The organism is Celeribacter neptunius (assembly GCF_900113955.1).
Lineage (GTDB): Bacteria > Pseudomonadota > Alphaproteobacteria > Rhodobacterales > Rhodobacteraceae > Celeribacter > Celeribacter neptunius.
Genome location: NZ_FORH01000001.1, coordinates 129,422 through 145,132, shown reverse-complemented (window position 1 = coordinate 145,132; position 15,711 = coordinate 129,422). Strand labels below are relative to the sequence as shown.

Here is a 15,711-nt window from a genome sequence, read left to right as displayed (position 1 = left end):
AGACCGTGAGACAAGCCATGACACAACAGACTTTCATCACCGCGGCGCTCACCCCGGAGCAGCCGGTCCCGGATGGGCTCATCACTCCCGATGGCAGGCCCGCGAGCAAGCGTTTCGATGTCTATCGCAACAATGTCGTGGTGAGTCTGAAAGAGGCGTTGGAACAGGGGTTCCCGGCGGTGCAATCGCTGGTCGGTCCGGTGTTTTTCGCGGCGATGGCCGGCGAATACCTCCGCGCCCACCCGCCGAAACATCCGGTCATCGCCCTCTATGGGGCTGATTTTGCGGAATTTATCGACAATTTCGCTCCGGCCCGCGCGATCCCCTATCTCGCCGACATTGCCCGGCTCGAATATGCGCTGCGTCAGAGCTATCACGCGGCGGACAGCCAGCCCGTGACGCAATCGGCGCTCTCCGATCCGCTCTTGTTCACCCGTGCGGTGCGGCTGGCGCCTGCCTTCGCATGGCTCCCGAGCGCCTATCCGGTCACCGCGATCCACCGTCTGGCGACCGGCACCTGCCGCGATGGCAAAACCGTGCAAGGCGGCGCCGAAGACGTGGTGATCACCCGTCCGGCCTATGATCCGATCGCGACCGCCTTTCCCGCCGGCACCGGGGCCGTGCTCGACGCGCTGGCCAGCGGAGAGGCGCTTGGCGATGCTGCCGAACTGGCGCCGCCGCGGCTCGACCTGACCCGCTTTCTGACCACGCTTCTGAGCGGCGGCGCCATCGTCGCCATCAACGAGATTTGACTCGATCTGACGAGGAGACCCCACCCATGCGCCCGATTGACCGCATTCCGCCCCTGCTCCTGCCGCTCCTGGCACGGTTCATCTTTGCCGCCGTTCTACTGCGCTATTTCTGGAGCTCGGCCCTGACCAAATTCGACGGTCCCCTGATGCCGAGCCTGAATGGGTATGCCCAGATCTTTCCGCGCCAGATGGAGGCCCTCGGCTATGACGTTTCGAGCCTCGGCCCGTTTCACTGGGCCGTGGTGATGGCCGGCGGGCTGGCAGAGCTCCTCCTGCCGCTGCTCATCGTGCTGGGCCTTGCCACAAGGCTCGCGGCCCTTGGCATGACCGGATTTGTCCTCGTGCAGTCGCTGACGGATGTGATCGGTCACGGGGCGATGGGGGCGACGCTCGGGCGCTGGTTCGACCCGGCCTCGGATGCGCTGATCCTCGATCAACGCGCGCTCTGGGCCCTGTTGTTCCTGATCCTGATCGGCCTGGGCGGCGGCGCCCTGTCCTTCGATCAGGTGATCAGAAACCGCTTCGAGGCCAGACAGGCAGGCGCGGCCTGACCGGGACCCGGCTCAGAAATGTGCTTTCGGCTCGTCGGGTTTGCCCGCTGCCACGGCGAGTATCCCGCCCAGAAGGCAAAGCCCCAGCGGGAACATGGTAAAGACGTTGAAGCCGAAGCCATTGTACATCAGACCGGCGGCCAGAAGCATCAGCACCCCGCCCCAAAGGGCGCGGGCGCGGGCCATGGCGCCACCGGCAATCGCCAGGATCGGCGCCAGAAAGCTGGTGAGACGGATCAGGTCGACATTGCCGACCTGTTCGAACAGACCCTCGACCTCGCCCAGACGGTCGATCGCCTCGGTATAGCCGTAGCTGAAAAAGCCGATCGCCATGGCGATCACGCCCCCGAGAATGCCCAGCACCAAAGCCGCATTGCGCATATCCGTCTCCTTTAAGCCCCTGTTCCGGCAACAGCTCCCGTTACATAGGACAGCGGGCGCGGCGATTAAAGGCGGGTCTCACAACAGAGCGGCCTGCACATCCTTGCCCCAACCGAGATAGAGCGCGCCGTCCTTTTCGATCACCGGACGCTTCATCAAAGTCGGGTGATCCATCAGCAGATCCAGCGCCGGACGGTCACGTTCCGCCGCATCGAGCCCGCGCCATGTGGTCGAGCGCGTGTTCAACAGCGCATCGCCGAATGCGCCATGGAATCGCTCGAAATCCGCCCGGGAAAGCGGATTTTCGCGGATATCGGTCAAGGCAATACCCAGCGTTTTCACCGCTTTTCGGCAGGTATCGCAGCTCTTGATCCCGTAAATTACCGTCATTTTGACCTCCTCAGTGGTGGTTTTGGGGGCAACGCGCCCAAATTTCGCTCCAAGCTCAAATGTTACGATTTTGTCGCTTGCCTTTATTCCGACTTGCGGCACACTCGAAGGTGTGACTGCTGACTTTCTGGAATGACCGCTCCTTCATACGGGGCAGCTGAATGACTTGGAAGACCTGGCTGCACCGCCCGCCGCATGTTGCGCTGGGTGAAACTGAAGGAGAGACTTGAGATGCCCACCGGGACCGTAAAATGGTTCAACACCACCAAAGGCTACGGCTTTATCGCCCCTGATGATGGCGGCAAAGACGTTTTCGTTCACATTTCTGCAGTCGAGCGTGCTGGCATGACCGGCCTCGCCGACAACATGAAAATCGGCTACGAGCTGCGCGAAGGCCGCGACGGACGCTCTTCCGCTTCCGATCTGCAAGCTCTTTAAGACCTTTACGGCTTGATTTTCAGCGGCTCCGGGGGCATTCCGGGGCCGCTTTTCTTGTTCTCACCCCACGCGGAGCCGCCCATGCCGACCATCCTGACCTTTGGCGACAGCAACACCCACGGCACACAGCCGATGCGGAGCCGGTCTTCGGATCTGCCGCGCCATGCGCGGCGCTGGCCGGTGATCCTCGGCGAGGAACTGGGCTGGGATGTCGTCGAAGAGGGGCTGCCGGGCCGAACCTTCGCCTTTCCCGACGCGGAAATGGGGCCGCATATGGACGGCCGGATCGGATTGTTCATCGCACTCGAAAGCCACGGGCCGATCGACGCGCTGACCCTCATGCTCGGCACCAATGATCTGAAAGCGCAATTCGGCGCTTCGCCCGGGGAGATCGCGCAGGCCGCCGGGTTCCACCTCGACGTCGCGCTCTCCGACGAGATGCAGGACCGTCACGGCGGGTTCGAGCCCTTCCTGATCCTGCCGCCGAAACCCTTTGCCGCCGGCTGTCTCGCCGAGATTTACGAGGGCGCTGCGGAAAAAGCCCAGGCGGTTCAGGATGCGATCAGGGCGCAGGCCGACGCCCGGGATGTCGCCGTTTTCGATGCAAATTCCGTGGTGTCCGTCTCCGACATCGACGGGGTGCATCTCGACACGTCGTCCCATGAGACATTGGGCCGGGCCGTGGCCGAGTTCATCGTCGCGGAAATCGTCGAAGCGTGATCGGAGCGAAAGCGAGGCAGCCTCAGCCCGCGGTCCCCGCGCTCTCATCCGGCGCGGGGGTGATCATCTCCCAATACTCGCCCATGGCCAGGATACAGGTGCGTCCCCCGGCATAGCTTTGCACCAGGGTCCAGTCGCCGGATTTCGGGTTGGTCCAGATTTCCAGCATGGCATCAGGGTCGCGCAGCCCCTCGCCCGCCTTCACCGCGCCGAATTGGCGGGTCAGCTTGGCATGGATCTCCTCCTCTGTGCCACAGAGGACCTCACCGATCAGATTTTGTGCCTGTGTGCCCGATCCGAGCGCGATCAGCATCGCGCTCAGGAGCACCTGTGTCGAAATGCTCATGGGGTTCAATGTAACACAAACATGACATCCAATCTACGCCGCTCTGCACAGATGCGCGACGAGCCCGACCTTCCCTGCTTTGGGACATGCCAAAGAAAAAGCCCCGCAGAGCGAGGCTTTCATCGGCATTGCGAACAGCTCGAAACGGGCGGCATATGCACGGGCGTCAGTTTCCCGGCGTTAATTACCTGTCGTCAATTGCCCGACATGGAAATCGTTTCCGGTACATAGTTCGGCGATTTCGGATCGGTGGTGTTCCGGGCCGCGGCTGCGGTGTAGGCGCGTTTGCGCACCGCCGGGGCATCGCCATAGCCGGTGGCATTGGGCGTGCCGCAGCAGACGATGCCGTTGTAGCGGATCGGCTGGGTCCCGGCCGGGCAGAAATTGTCGACAGTCTTCTCATAGGCGAAAAGCTTGACCGACGGATCATAGGGCTGGGTCTCCGCCGCGAGAACGGGGGCGGCGCCGAGCATCAGAACCACGGCAGAAAAAGCAGCTTTCATCATCACAAAACTCCCGGATGGCGGACCGATTGTCCTTTCCCCAAGGGTAACCGAGCACCCGCCCTGCGGCAAGGTTTGGTTGATTTTGGGTAAATATTGCTGCCTACTCTGCGACAATCTATGCGAATTTACAGGATTGATGAAAGTTCGTCACCGCACCCATTCCACCGCCTCGCAGCGCGGTGCCGCGTCGCGGAGCGGGATGCGGGAGGTCTCTCGCCAGTCCTTGGGATCGAAGTCCGGGAACCAGGTGTCGGCCCCCTCGACCTCTGTGTCGATCTCGGTGATCAACAGCCGGTCGGCCAGCGGCAGCATCGCCTTGTAGATGCCATACCCGCCCATGGCATAGATCCGCGCCCGGCCCGCGGCGCGGGCGAAAGCCACGGCCTCTTCCACCGTCGCAAAGACATGCTCGTGATCGACGCCTTGCGAGGAGACCACGAGGTTGAGACGGTTTTTCAACGGTTTGGCAAAGCCCGGCAGGCTGTCCCAGGTGTGCCGCCCCATGATCACCGCGCCGCCCATGGTTTCGCGCATGAAGAACTTCATATCCTCGGGCGCATCCCAGGGGATGGTGTTGTCCTTGCCGATGGCGCCATTCCGATCGCGGGCTGCGATGAGCGTGATCATGCCTTGTCCCCCTGCCCGTCAGACCGCCACCGGCGCCTTGATCGCGCCATCCGGGGCATAGTCAACGATCTCGATATCCTCGAATTTGAAATCGAACAGGCTTTTCACATCCGGATTGAGCCGCAGCTTCGGCAGGGCTTTCGGTGTCCGCGAGAGCTGCAGCTCCACCTGTTCCATGTGGTTGGAATAGATATGCGCATCGCCGATCGAATGGACGAATGTGCCCGGCTCATAGCCCGTGACCTGCGCCAGCATGGCGAGCAGGAGCGCATAGGAGGCGATGTTGAACGGCACGCCCAAAAACATGTCGGCGGAGCGTTGATAGAGCTGGAGATGCATCTTGCCGCCGAGGATTTTCACCTGCCAGAGCGTGTGGCACGGCGGCAGCGCCATATGGTCCACCTCGGCCGGGTTCCAGGCGGAGACGATCAGACGGCGCGAATCCGGGCTCTTTTCGATCGCGTTCAGCAGGTTCTGGATCTGATCGATGGCGCCACGGTCCGAGCCGGGCCACTTGCGCCATTGCGCGCCGTAAACCGGCCCGAGATCGCCATTCTCATCGGCCCATTCGTCCCAGATCGAGACACCGTTGTCCTTCAGGTAACGGATATTGGTGTCGCCGGCGAGGAACCACAGCAACTCGTGGATGATCGAGCGCAGGTGCAGTTTTTTCGTGGTGACCATCGGGAAACCATCGGCGAGATCATAGCGCGCCTGCAGACCGAAATAGGAGCGCGTTCCGGTGCCGGTGCGGTCGGTCGTGTCGACCCCATGGGCGAGAATGGTCTTCAACTGATCATGGTATTGCTGCACGGGCGCCTCCCCAAGATATGGTGGTATCCACCCCTCTATACAGAGGTCACAGGGGGATTCGCAAAGACACATATGCGAAACGGTGGCATTCACCGCACAAAAGGCTAGAGTCCCGGCAAGCGGCCCCGTCGGGCCGGCATAACAGGAGGGATCGCATGAAATATCTGCACACGATGGTCCGGGTCAAGGATCTGGAAAAGAGCATGGCGTTTTTCGAGCTTCTGGGGCTGAAAGAGACCCGGCGGCATGAGAGCGAAGGCGGGCGGTTTAGCCTGATCTTCATGGCCGCCCCGGGCAATGAGGATTGCCCCGTGGAACTGACCTATAACTGGGACGGCGACGAGGGTCTGCCCTCGGACGGACGGCATTTCGGCCATCTCGCCTATGAGGTCGAGGATATCTACGCGCTGTGCCAGCATCTGATGGACAATGGCGTGACGATCAACCGGCCGCCGCGCGACGGTCATATGGCCTTTGTGCGCTCGCCCGACAATATCTCGATCGAGTTGCTGCAAAAGGGCGCAAGCCTGGCACCCGCCGAACCCTGGGCCTCGATGGAGAACACGGGTCATTGGTAAAAGCCGCCGCGATACTCGCAGCAACGCTGTTCTCGGCCGCCGCGGTCCAGGCCGAGACCTGCCGTCAGGCGCTGGCCTTGGGCCTCGATGTCTCGGGCTCGGTCGATGCCCAGGAATGGCAGCTGCAGGTCGAGGGACTGGCCCGCGCGCTCAATGCCCCAGAGGTGCAACAGGCATTCCTGGCCATGGAGGGCGCGCCAGTCTCGCTCGCCGTCTATGAATGGGCCGGGGATGCCTCGCCGCGCACACTCATCGGCTGGACCGCGATCCGCAGCCGCGACGATCTCGCCGATGTGCAGGCACAACTGAGGACGCAGATCCGTGTCCCGCATGGTCCCGGCACCGCCATGGGTGAGGCGATGCGCTACGGTGGGGCGCTTTTGGCCCAGAAGCCCGAGTGCTGGCGCTATACGCTCGATATTTCCGCCGACGGAAAATCCAACATGGGACCACGCCCGGAACGCGTCCGGTTCGATGCCGCACTGGCGGATGTGACGATCAACGGGTTGATCGTCTCGACGGGTTCCGACATGGCCGATCCGGCGGCGGTGGCCCGCGAGCTCGACATGCTCGAGCGCTATTTCCACGGCGCGGTGATCAAGGGCTTTGGTGCCTTCGTCGAGCGGGCCCGGAATTACAGCGATTACGAACGCGCCATGACCCGGAAATTGCTCAAGGAATTGCAGACGGTGACGGTGGGATGGCTGGACATGCCCGATCAGGCAACATGGAACACGCCGCACTAAATCGCATAGAAAAAGGCAGAGGGACCGGAGTGTGCCCCTCTGCCTTCAAAAGCTCTGAAAAAGCGAAAAACTCAATAAATATAGCGGATCTGGTCAGCCCAGTAGCGTTCGACGCGGCGCAGAGACGTGTTGATATCCTCGATCCCTTCCGAGGAAATCACGCCCTTGCCCTGCAGCCCTTCGGCATGACGGGCAAACAACTCGGACACGATGATGCGCACCCGGTCGCCCTTGTCGGTGAGTTTCACCCGCACCGAGCGGCGATCGATCTCGCAGCGCTGATGGTGCATATAGCCCATGTCCACCAGTTTCTTGAGATTATAGGACACGTTCGAGCCCTGATAATAGCCGCGCGATTTCAATTCGCCGGCGGTCACTTCGTTTTCGCCAACGTTGAACAGCAACAGCGCCTGAACCGCGTTGATTTCGAGAATTCCGACCCGTTCGAATTCATCCTTGATCACATCGAGAAGCAGCCGGTGCAGCCGCTCCACCAGAGATAGCGCCTCAAGATATTGAGACATGAAGGACGAATCCGTCGTTTTAATAAAGCTTGAATGCATGCTCATCTGTCACTCCGCCAAAGGCTCATCGAGGGGCAGATTGCCGGGAATTTCCCAAAATTCAGTTAAACAGCGGAAATTTTTGCAATCGATGCAAATTGAAGGGAAATTCACAGGGCTTCGCAAACCATAAAGGAGGCCCCCAGGCCGCGCTCAGCCCTTGAGCCCCCAGGACGCCTGATCGGCATCAGCAATCAGTTTCTCGAGCATCGGCTTGAGATGGGTCGGCACCGGTTTCAACCCGGTGGCATAGGACAGAAGGTCCTGATCGTGCTCGTCCATCAGCTGTTCGAACTCGTCGAGCTGGACCTGATCCATGTGCGCGAGATGGGCATCGGCATAGCCGCCGATCAGCAAGTCCATCTCCTTGATGCCGCGGCGCCAGGCCCGGATTTTCAGACGTTTGCGACGGATTTCGATCGTTTCGTTTGCGGTCTCGCTCATGGCATATCTCCCTGATCGCGAGCTTTTTGCACCCAACGCCGGATTATCGCAAGGGACGTCTTGGCGAGCGGGGAGATTTGGCGCTATCACTGGCACGAACATGATTAACACGGATCCTTCCCATGCCCTTTCTGTCCGACACACTCTCCCGCGTGAAACCTTCGCCGACCATCGCCGTCACCAACAAGGCGCGTGAGCTGAAAGCCGCGGGCAAGGATGTGATCGGGCTCGGTGCCGGCGAGCCGGATTTCGACACGCCGGAAAACATCAAGGCGGCGGGCATCCGCGCCATCGAGGAAGGCAAGACGAAATACACCGCTGTCGATGGCATTCCCGAGTTGAAAGAGGCGATCTGTGCCAAGTTCAAACGCGACAACGGGCTCGATTACACCCCGGCGCAGGTCTCCGTCTCGGGCGGCGGCAAACAGGTGCTGTTCAACGCGCTGGTGGCGACCTTGAACCCGGGCGACGAGGTGATCATCCCGGCGCCCTATTGGGTCTCCTATCCGGATATGGTCATGCTGGCGGGCGGCACGCCGGTGGCGATCGAAGGCAAGCTCGAGAACAGTTTCAAGATCACCGCCGCACAGCTCGACGCCGCGATCACGCCCAAGACCAAATGGCTGATCTTCAACTCGCCGTCGAACCCGACGGGTGCCGGCTATTCGAAGGCGGAACTCAAGGCGCTCACCGATGTCTTGATGAAACACCCGCATGTCTGGGTGATGACCGACGACATGTACGAACATCTGGCTTTTGACGGGTTCGAATTCTGCACCCCGGCCGAGATCGAACCCGGCCTCTATGAGCGCACGCTGACGGTCAATGGCGTCTCGAAAGCCTATGCCATGACCGGCTGGCGCATCGGCTATGCCGCGGGCCCGGTGGAGTTGATTGCCGCCATGCGCAAAGTCCAATCCCAGTCCACCTCGAACCCCTGTTCGATCTCGCAATATGCCGCGGTCGAGGCCTTGAACGGGCCGCAGGACTTCATCGCCACGAACAACGAGGCCTTCGTGCGCCGCCGCAACATGGTGGTCGAGATGCTCAACGCCGCAGAGGGCATCACCTGCCCCACGCCCGAGGGCGCGTTTTACGTCTATCCGGATATTGCGGGCTGTTTGGGCAAGACCTCGGCGGGTGGCGCCAGGATCACCAATGACGAAGAGTTCGCCACCGCCCTTCTGGAAGAGACCGGCGTGGCCGTGGTGTTTGGCGCGGCCTTCGGCCTCTCGCCCAACTTCCGCGTGTCCTATGCCACATCGGACGAGGCGCTCAAGGAAGCCTGCACCCGCATCCAGAGTTTCTGCGCGGGGCTCTCGTGACCGAGACCATCACCGCCAACCTGCCCTCATCGGATTTCGACCGAACCGAAGCGTTTTATCATGCGCTTGGGTTTGAGACCCGGTTCAAATCCGCGCATTGGATGATCCAGGGCTTTGGCGGGACACAGGTGAAGTTCTTTCCACACCCGGAGATCGAGGCCAAGGAAAGCTGGTTTTCCGCCTGCCTGCGCAGCGATGACATCGAGACCCTGCATGCGCGGTTTGCGCAGGCAGGGCTATCAACCGAGAATGATGCCATCCCGCGCCTGACCGGGATTTTCAAACTGGAGAATGCGCCGCGCATGTTCGCCCTGGTGGATGAGGACGGATCGCTGTGGCGGGTGCTCGATGAAACGGACCTGATGATATGAGCGTCGATCTGCCCGAATATTATTTCCGCGTGCGCGAGAATGGCGCTTTCGTGTTCCGCGTGGACACGGAAAACCGCCAGCGCCGGATCGAGATGGATCAGATCGCGGTGATCAACATCAAGAACGGTGAGATCAAACCCCATGGCGGGCGCGAGCTCTCGTCCGGGGATATGAAGGTCATCGAAGACTGGATGGCAGACCGTCTGGCGCTTCTGGCCCAGCGCGATATCGACGACATTCACCGGGCGGTGGATTATCTCAATCTCACCGCGCATTGGGCGCAGACCCGGGCGACCGACGATCAGCTCGAAAATGTCACCGATGCGCTTTTGCTGGCCATGCATGACCTGCGCACGGTGCTGGTGCGCAAGAAAGCCGATCGGCTGCTCAAAGGCCAGGACTGACCTGTCGAAACTGACCTGTCGGGACTGATCTGTCAGGGCCGCGCTGACGGCCCGCTCAGCCCCGCCGCCCGCCCGAGATGTGCGATTTATTGCGCCAGAAGCGATAGCTCATCGTCCACCAGGCGGTGGTCAGTCCGAAGACAAATCCCATCCAGACCCCCGTCGCGCCCCAGTCCAGCACAAAGCCGAAGATATAGGCCGCCGGCATGCCGAGCCCCCAATAGCTCAGGGCCGCGAGCCACATCGGCACCGCCGTGTCATGCAGGCCGCGGAGCAGTGAGAGCGCCACCACCTGACCGCCATCGGAGAATTGCAGCGCCGCCGCGATCACGATCAGCATGCCGCCGATGGCCAGCACCTGGTCGCGCGCCGGCTCATCCGGGGCGATGAACAGGCCGATGAGGAAATCCGGGAACAACAGGAACAGCGCCGAGGAAATCGCCGCCATCACCGCCGAGAGGACGACGACGACCAGCGCACCCTTGCGCAGATCCGCCTCATCCTCGCGCCCCATGGCGTTGCCCACCCGGATGGTGCCGGCCTGCGACAGGCCGATCTGGGTCATGAAAGCGATGGCGGTGAGCTGCAGGACGATGCCGTGGGCGGCGAGCGTGGCGGTGCCGATCCAACCCATCATCAGGGCTGCGGCGTTGAACAGGCCGACTTCCGCCAGAGAGGTGATGCCGATCGGCACGCCCATGCGAAACACCGTGGCGAACATCGCCCAATCGGGTTTCAGAGGGTTGCGGAACAGGTCGTTCTCCGGCGTTGCCTTGGCGGCATAGAGCGCCAGCACGATCATCATCACCGTATGCACGATGAGCGAGGCAATGGCCGAGCCCAGCACGCCAAGCTCCGGGGCGCCGAGATTGCCGAAGATGAACATGTAATTCAGCCCGGCATTGAGCATCACCGCACCGATCACCACGAAGAGCACCACCCGGGTGCGCTCCAAGGCCGAGAAATAGCTGCGGAACACCGCGACGATCAGCGCCGGCGCCATTTCGAACCCCGCGACCGCCAGATAGGGCCGGGCCTGGGCGGCGATATGCGGCTGTTGTCCGAGCGCCATCAGGATGTCATCTGAATAGCCGAAGATCGGATAGATCAGCACCGCGGCCAGAAGCGACAGCCAGATCGCCATGCGGGTGGCACGGCGAATGGTGGTGCTGTCGCCCTTGCCCGCGGCGGTCGCCACCAGCGGCACCACGGCAAAGGCAAACCCGGCCATCAGAATGAACAGCACGAACCAGAAACCGGAGGCCAGCACGAGGGCGGCGAGCTCGTCGAGCCCGTACCAGCCCATCATGATGACATCGGTCATATGCACGGAAAATTGCGCAATCTGACTGCCCGCCAGAGGCAGGCCCAGCACGAGGATCTTTTTCGCGTGCTCAAGATATGTCCGTTCCATGATCATCCCCGGCCTATACGCGGCAATATCCGGACCGCCTAGTCAAAAAATTTTTGCAGGCCCATCACAGGATGTGAAGCGGAGAAATTTCGCTTATTTCCGGCGCGCCGGACGCAACCGGCTGATGTCATAGCCATTCCAGTCAAGAATGCCCTCGACCGCCTGTCTGCGATCCGGCGGCAGGCTCAGATCGCGCGACAGCACATGCGCCTGCCCCGAGGGAGAGCCGATCACCGCCGTATGATAGGTGGCATCGACCCAGAGGACCCAAAACTCATCGCCGGCAAAGGCATAACGCCCGGGCCCGATGCGCCGCGCCAGACCGCGACGCGGGGCGCCGTCGGCACAGGGCCCTTCGGTGATCATCAGATCGCCGCTTTTCTGCAGGGCGACGGTCATCGCCCCGATGACACAGCTGGCCCCTTCGGGCACGAATGCGGCGACCTCGTACCAGCGCCCGGCAAATTGCGCCGCATCGAGTGCGGCGATCGAGGACATCGGCACCTCCGGATCGCGCAGCCCCCTGGCGCTCTGAGTTGGGGCCATGCAGCCCGCCAGAAGCGCCAGAGACAGCCCGGCGAGGATGTGCCGCAAACTCAATCCACGCACAGGCTCACCACCCGCCCTTCGGCGTCCAACACCTCGTTGCAGCCAAAGAGCGGCGTGATCGGCGAACAACTGCGCGAGCGGGCCAGACATTGCCCGGTGCTGCAATCGCCTGATTTACCACAGCTCTTGCCCGCATCCTTGGGCGTTTCGAAACAGGTCATCAACCCGGCCAGACCGGCGGGACGGAAGGTGCCGCCGCGCGCCTCGCAGGCGGTTTTCTCGGTCTGCGTGGTGTTGGGATCTATGGTCGAGACGCCATAGCCCGACACGTCCCGGGGCTGTTCCTGCTGGCAGGCCGACAAGCCCAGCGCAGAGAGAAGGATCAACAGGGGGATACGCATCGGGCTCTCCTTTGGGGTGCTCCCGCACCCGCCGTCCTCAGAACGGCAGCGGGTGGGCCTTGTTCACTGTATCGAGGTCCTTGATGAGCTCCTCGCTGAGCGCAACATCGCGCGCGTCGAGCGATTTTTCAAGCTGCTCGAGCGAGGTCGCCCCGATGATCGGCATGGTGTCGAAGGGTCGCGTCAGGGTCCAGGCCACCGACATCGTCGTGGGATCGATCCCGTGCTTCTTTGCCAACTCGACATAGGCCGCCACCGCAGGCCAGGCACGCTCCGTCACGCGACCGCCCAGATTGCCGTTGATATCCATGCGCGAGCCTTTCGGCACCACGGACCCGCCCTTGTACTTGTCGGTCAGCAGACCGGCGGCCAGAGGCGAATAGGCCAGAAGCGTGATATCCTCATGCACGGCGAGCTCCGCCAAATCGGTGTCATAGAGCCGGTACATCAGAGAATATTCGTTCTGGATCGACTGCATCCGCGGCGCGCCCATCTCGTCGGCCAGGCGCAGCCATTGCGCCATGCCCCATGCGCTCTCGTTCGAGGTGCCGAATTCACGCACCTTGCCCTTTTTCTGCAACGCGCTCATGACCTCGAGCACACCGCGCATATTGTCCTCGATCTCGGCTTTCGACGGCTGTTTCATCGGGTCGTAATTCCAGTTCTGCCGGAAACAGTAGGAGCCGCGATTGGGCCAGTGCAGCTGGTAGAGATCGAGATAATCGGTGTTCAACCGCTTCAGCGAGGCATCGAGACGGGCCTCGAAATTCGAGGCCAGGATACCCTCTTCGTTGATTTCGCCCTGACCGGCGATCTTTGAGGCAATCACCCAATCCTCGCGCCCACCGCGCGCGGCAAGGTAGCTGCCAATGATGTCCTCGGTCTTGCCCGCAGTTTCTTTGCGCATCGGGTTGACCGGGTAGACCTCCGCCGTGTCGATAAAATTGATCCCGACCTCTTTGGCCCGGTCGATCTGGGCGTGGCCCTCGCTCTCGGTGTTTTGCGACCCCCAGGTCATTGTGCCGAGGCAGATCTCGGAAACCAAAAGCTCGCTACGACCGATTTTGCGCATTTTCATCCTGAATTATCCTTCGTCTGTCCCACCTGGGGCGCGTGGCCTGCCCGACCGGGCATTTTCATGTCGGCGCATACAGTAACGCCGCATCGCGGCGTGGCAAGGTGTTCACAAAAACGTGCCGCTTTCATTCCTGCAAGGCAAAGGTGCACAAATGCCCCTCGAAATTCTCCGCCTGGGCCCCTACCTGACAGATGTGGTCACAAACGATCCTGATCGCTTGCTGACCCTCTCCCTGTTGGACTTGGCGCGCATTCTCCCCGATTGCGCGCCTTTTTTCGCGGCGGCCACGGCTTACCGGTGCTTTGCCCACTGGTTCTTTGGCAAGAGGCGCGATAGAGAGGCAAAAGATTTCTCGAAACCGACGACCGGACGACCCTATGGCACGCACGCTCATCACCTCCGCCCTGCCCTATATCAACGGCATCAAGCATCTCGGCAATCTCGTCGGCTCGCAATTGCCCGCCGATCTCTATGCCCGCTACCGCCGCGCCCGGGGCGACGAGGTTCTGTTCCTCTGCGCCACCGACGAACATGGCACACCCGCCGAGATCGCGGCGCAGAAAGCCGGCAAGCCGGTGGCGGAATATTGCGCCGAGCTGCATGACGTTCAGGCCGAAATCGCCAAAGGCTTCCGCCTGTCGTTCGATCATTTCGGGCGGTCCTCGTCGGAGCAGAACCGCAAGCTGACCCAGCATCTCGCCAAACGCCTGTTCGAAGAGGGGCTGATCGAAGAGGTGGAAGAGACCCAGGTGTACTCTGAAACCGACGGGCGCTTCCTGCCGGACCGCTATATCGAGGGCACCTGCCCGAACTGCGGTTATGACAGCGCGCGCGGCGATCAATGCGACAATTGCACCAAACAGCTCGACCCGACCGACCTGATCAATCCGCATTCGACCATCTCGGGTGCCACCGATCTCGAAGAGCGCAAGACCAAGCATCTCTATCTGAAACAGTCGAAGATGCGCGATGCATTGAATGACTGGATCGACAGCAAAGCTGACTGGCCGATCCTCACCACCTCGATCGCCAAGAAATGGCTCAACGATGGTGACGGGCTGCAGGACCGCGGCATCACCCGCGACCTGTCCTGGGGTGTGCCGGTGCAAAAGGGCGACGCGCCTTGGGAAGGCATGGAGGGCAAGGTCTTCTACGTCTGGTTCGACGCACCGATTGAATATATCGCCTGCGGTGGCGAATGGGCCGAGAAACACGGTCTGGATGACGCCGCCTGGGAACGCTGGTGGCGCACCGACAAGGGCGCCGATGATGTGCGGTATGTGCAATTCATGGGCAAGGACAACGTGCCCTTCCACACCCTGTCCTTCCCGGTCACCATGCTCGGCTCCAATGAACCGTGGAAGATGGTCGATTACATCAAATCGTTCAACTATCTGAACTATGATGGCGGGCAATTCTCCACCTCGCGCGGGCGCGGCGTGTTCATGGATCAGGCGCTCTCCATCCTGCCGGCGGATTACTGGCGCTGGTGGCTGCTCTCGCACGCTCCGGAAAGCTCGGACAGCGAGTTCACCTGGGAAAATTTCCAAGCCTCGGTGAACAAGGATCTCGCCGATGTTCTCGGCAACTTCGTGTCCCGCATCACCAAATTCTGCCGTTCCAAGTTCTCCGAGGCCGTGCCGGAAGGCGGCAGTTACGGCGAACAGGAAGCGGCGCTGATCAAGGATCTGACCGAGAAAGTCGCTGAATATCAGTCGCATATGGATGCAATCGATGTCCGCAAAGGCGCCAACGCGCTGCGCGCCATCTGGGTCGCCGGCAATGAATACCTGCAATCTGCAGCGCCTTGGGCCACATTCAAGGAAGATCCGGACAAGGCCGCAGCCCAGGTACGCCTCGGCCTCAACCTGATCGGGCTTTACGCGCGTCTTTCCAGCCCCTTCATCCCCGACACCTGTGGCAAGCTGCAGACCGCACTGGCGCTGCCGGATCTCGACTGGCCGGAAGATGTCGAAGCCGCGCTCAATGCTCTGGCCCCGGGCCATGGCTTTGCGGTGCCGGACAATCTCTTCGCCAAGATCAGTGACGAGCAGCGCGAGGAATGGCAGGAAAAATTCGCCGGCACGCGGAGCTGAGGCACACCCGCCCGAATGTTCGAAATGATCTGGAATGCCCCGCCCACACGCGGGGCGTTTTCACATTTGAAATGTGCCAAAACACCCCAGGATGGAGATGCAAAACTCCGCGACCGTCTCAAGGGGGTGGAGATGCCTTCTCAGTTCTAATTCCGAAAACTGAGGGGGAACCGTCTCAAAGGGATGGCATCGCCTTCTTCGCTTCACACCGAAAACGA

The 15,711-nt window shown here is 61.4% G+C and carries 22 protein-coding genes; 10 read left to right on the top strand and 12 right to left on the bottom strand.

Going from position 1 to position 15,711, the window contains the following annotated elements; all coding sequences use genetic code 11:
• Nucleotides 1–17: 17 nt before the first annotated feature.
• Both BM151_RS00765 and BM151_RS00760 read left to right on the top strand, forming a co-directional pair.
• Complete coding sequence (locus BM151_RS00765) at nucleotides 18–752, top strand: HvfC/BufC N-terminal domain-containing protein (protein ID WP_177212984.1); 735 nt, start codon at nucleotides 18–20, stop codon at nucleotides 750–752.
• Nucleotides 753–778: 26 nt separating this feature from the next.
• Nucleotides 779–1,303, top strand: coding sequence for a DoxX family membrane protein (locus tag BM151_RS00760; RefSeq protein ID WP_090055714.1), 525 nt, complete (start codon nucleotides 779–781; stop codon nucleotides 1,301–1,303).
• Between the two features lie 12 nt (nucleotides 1,304–1,315).
• On the opposite strand, the gene BM151_RS00755 is transcribed toward BM151_RS00760, so the two are convergent.
• Nucleotides 1,316–1,684, bottom strand: a complete 369-nt coding sequence (locus tag BM151_RS00755; protein WP_090055711.1) for a hypothetical protein — start codon at nucleotides 1,682–1,684, stop codon at nucleotides 1,316–1,318.
• A 78-nt stretch (nucleotides 1,685–1,762) separates the two neighbouring features.
• Entirely contained in the window at nucleotides 1,763–2,074 is a 312-nt protein-coding gene (locus BM151_RS00750) for an arsenate reductase family protein (RefSeq protein WP_090055707.1), read from the bottom strand.
• 231 nt (nucleotides 2,075–2,305) lie between these two features.
• Here BM151_RS00750 and BM151_RS00745 point away from each other — a divergent pair, with 231 nt between their 5' ends.
• Together BM151_RS00745 and BM151_RS00740 are read left to right on the top strand one after the other, a co-directional pair.
• Entirely contained in the window at nucleotides 2,306–2,512 is a 207-nt protein-coding gene (locus BM151_RS00745) for a cold-shock protein (RefSeq protein WP_090059032.1), read from the top strand.
• Nucleotides 2,513–2,593: 81 nt separating this feature from the next.
• The gene (locus tag BM151_RS00740; RefSeq protein WP_090055704.1) at nucleotides 2,594–3,232 is read left to right on the top strand and encodes a GDSL-type esterase/lipase family protein; all 639 of its coding nucleotides are present in this window, start codon (nucleotides 2,594–2,596) and stop codon (nucleotides 3,230–3,232) included.
• Nucleotides 3,233–3,254: 22 nt separating this feature from the next.
• On the opposite strand, the gene BM151_RS00735 is transcribed toward BM151_RS00740, so the two are convergent.
• The 4 genes from BM151_RS00735 to BM151_RS00720 form a co-directional block, all read right to left on the bottom strand.
• Nucleotides 3,255–3,578, bottom strand: a complete 324-nt coding sequence (locus BM151_RS00735) for a hypothetical protein (RefSeq protein ID WP_090055701.1) — start codon at nucleotides 3,576–3,578, stop codon at nucleotides 3,255–3,257.
• A gap of 194 nt (nucleotides 3,579–3,772) precedes the next feature.
• Nucleotides 3,773–4,084, bottom strand: a complete 312-nt coding sequence (locus BM151_RS00730) for a hypothetical protein (protein ID WP_090055697.1) — start codon at nucleotides 4,082–4,084, stop codon at nucleotides 3,773–3,775.
• A gap of 147 nt (nucleotides 4,085–4,231) precedes the next feature.
• Nucleotides 4,232–4,711 (bottom strand): dihydrofolate reductase, encoded by a 480-nt coding sequence (locus BM151_RS00725; RefSeq protein WP_090055694.1) that lies wholly within the window; start codon nucleotides 4,709–4,711, stop codon nucleotides 4,232–4,234.
• Nucleotides 4,712–4,729: 18 nt separating this feature from the next.
• Complete coding sequence (locus BM151_RS00720; RefSeq protein ID WP_090055691.1) at nucleotides 4,730–5,524, bottom strand: thymidylate synthase; 795 nt, start codon at nucleotides 5,522–5,524, stop codon at nucleotides 4,730–4,732.
• Nucleotides 5,525–5,679: 155 nt separating this feature from the next.
• Between BM151_RS00720 and BM151_RS00715 the strand changes: the two genes are divergently transcribed.
• Together BM151_RS00715 and BM151_RS00710 are read left to right on the top strand one after the other, a co-directional pair.
• Nucleotides 5,680–6,102: a VOC family protein gene (locus tag BM151_RS00715; RefSeq protein WP_090055688.1), complete on the top strand. Its 423-nt coding sequence runs from the start codon at nucleotides 5,680–5,682 to the stop codon at nucleotides 6,100–6,102.
• Nucleotides 6,096–6,848 (top strand): DUF1194 domain-containing protein, encoded by a 753-nt coding sequence (locus tag BM151_RS00710; protein ID WP_245781059.1) that lies wholly within the window; start codon nucleotides 6,096–6,098, stop codon nucleotides 6,846–6,848. Before BM151_RS00715 ends, BM151_RS00710 begins: the two co-directional genes overlap by 7 nt.
• Before the next feature lie 71 nt (nucleotides 6,849–6,919).
• Here BM151_RS00710 and BM151_RS00705 read toward each other — a convergent pair whose 3' ends face one another.
• Together BM151_RS00705 and BM151_RS00700 are read right to left on the bottom strand one after the other, a co-directional pair.
• Nucleotides 6,920–7,417, bottom strand: a complete 498-nt coding sequence (locus BM151_RS00705) for a MarR family winged helix-turn-helix transcriptional regulator (RefSeq protein ID WP_177212982.1) — start codon at nucleotides 7,415–7,417, stop codon at nucleotides 6,920–6,922.
• A gap of 147 nt (nucleotides 7,418–7,564) precedes the next feature.
• Nucleotides 7,565–7,855, bottom strand: a complete 291-nt coding sequence (locus BM151_RS00700; protein ID WP_090055685.1) for a succinate dehydrogenase assembly factor 2 — start codon at nucleotides 7,853–7,855, stop codon at nucleotides 7,565–7,567.
• 122 nt (nucleotides 7,856–7,977) lie between these two features.
• Between BM151_RS00700 and BM151_RS00695 the strand changes: the two genes are divergently transcribed.
• The 3 genes from BM151_RS00695 to BM151_RS00685 are packed head-to-tail and all read left to right on the top strand — an operon-like array spanning nucleotide 7,978 to nucleotide 9,955.
• Nucleotides 7,978–9,180 carry a pyridoxal phosphate-dependent aminotransferase gene (locus BM151_RS00695; RefSeq protein ID WP_090055682.1) on the top strand — a complete coding sequence of 401 codons (1,203 nt, stop codon included), beginning with the start codon at nucleotides 7,978–7,980 and terminating at the stop codon, nucleotides 9,178–9,180.
• A complete protein-coding gene (locus BM151_RS00690; RefSeq protein ID WP_245781058.1) occupies nucleotides 9,177–9,551 on the top strand; it encodes a VOC family protein in 375 nt (124 codons plus the stop codon). The genes BM151_RS00695 and BM151_RS00690 overlap by 4 nt, the downstream gene beginning before the upstream one ends.
• Nucleotides 9,548–9,955, top strand: a complete 408-nt coding sequence (locus BM151_RS00685; protein ID WP_090055678.1) for a hypothetical protein — start codon at nucleotides 9,548–9,550, stop codon at nucleotides 9,953–9,955. Before BM151_RS00690 ends, BM151_RS00685 begins: the two co-directional genes overlap by 4 nt.
• Nucleotides 9,956–10,010: 55 nt before the next feature.
• Here the strand turns inward: BM151_RS00685 and BM151_RS00680 are convergent, their stop codons facing one another.
• The 4 genes from BM151_RS00680 to BM151_RS00670 form a co-directional block, all read right to left on the bottom strand.
• Nucleotides 10,011–11,375 (bottom strand): MATE family efflux transporter, encoded by a 1,365-nt coding sequence (locus BM151_RS00680; protein ID WP_090055674.1) that lies wholly within the window; start codon nucleotides 11,373–11,375, stop codon nucleotides 10,011–10,013.
• Between the two features lie 87 nt (nucleotides 11,376–11,462).
• The gene (locus tag BM151_RS00675) at nucleotides 11,463–11,963 is read right to left on the bottom strand and encodes a lipocalin family protein (RefSeq protein ID WP_177212981.1); all 501 of its coding nucleotides are present in this window, start codon (nucleotides 11,961–11,963) and stop codon (nucleotides 11,463–11,465) included.
• Between the two features lie 2 nt (nucleotides 11,964–11,965).
• Nucleotides 11,966–12,319: a hypothetical protein gene (locus BM151_RS21360; protein WP_143093008.1), complete on the bottom strand. Its 354-nt coding sequence runs from the start codon at nucleotides 12,317–12,319 to the stop codon at nucleotides 11,966–11,968.
• A gap of 37 nt (nucleotides 12,320–12,356) precedes the next feature.
• Nucleotides 12,357–13,397, bottom strand: a complete 1,041-nt coding sequence (locus BM151_RS00670; RefSeq protein ID WP_090055668.1) for an aldo/keto reductase — start codon at nucleotides 13,395–13,397, stop codon at nucleotides 12,357–12,359.
• A gap of 377 nt (nucleotides 13,398–13,774) precedes the next feature.
• Between BM151_RS00670 and metG the strand changes: the two genes are divergently transcribed.
• Entirely contained in the window at nucleotides 13,775–15,493 is a 1,719-nt protein-coding gene (metG, locus tag BM151_RS00665; RefSeq protein WP_090055665.1) for a methionine--tRNA ligase, read from the top strand.
• Nucleotides 15,494–15,711: the final 218 nt, after the last annotated feature.